This window comes from Pseudomonas brassicacearum (assembly GCF_003732265.1).
Classification (GTDB): Bacteria; Pseudomonadota; Gammaproteobacteria; order Pseudomonadales; family Pseudomonadaceae; genus Aquipseudomonas; species Aquipseudomonas brassicacearum_D.
In genome coordinates this window covers 1-287 of the sequence record NZ_MOBK01000033.1, presented here as the reverse complement: position 1 = coordinate 287, position 287 = coordinate 1, and the positions used below count along the sequence as shown (strand labels likewise).

The window sequence follows — 287 nt, the reverse complement described above, 5'->3', positions numbered from 1 at the left end:
CCAATTGCTCGAACCGTATTACCTCAAATCCTTGCTGCTGACCTTGCGTCTGGCACTGTTCAGCGCAGCGATCGCCGTGGTCCTGGCGATTCCGGTGGCCTACACCATGTCGCGCCTGACCTCACCGTTCGTACGCCGCGTGTTCCTCGCCGCGGTGCTGTTGCCGTTGCTGGTCAATCTGCTGCTGCAAAGCTACGGCTGGCTGGTGATCCTCGGCCCGGGCGGCATGCTCAATCAGGCGCTGATGGGTCTCGGTCTGATCAAGCGTCCGATCATGCTGCTCTACA

At 61.0% G+C, this 287-nt stretch carries 1 pseudogene; it reads left to right on the top strand.

Features of this window, described 5'->3' with window-relative positions:
• A pseudogene (locus tag BK660_RS29900) lies at positions 1-287 on the top strand (ABC transporter permease); the annotation flags it as partial.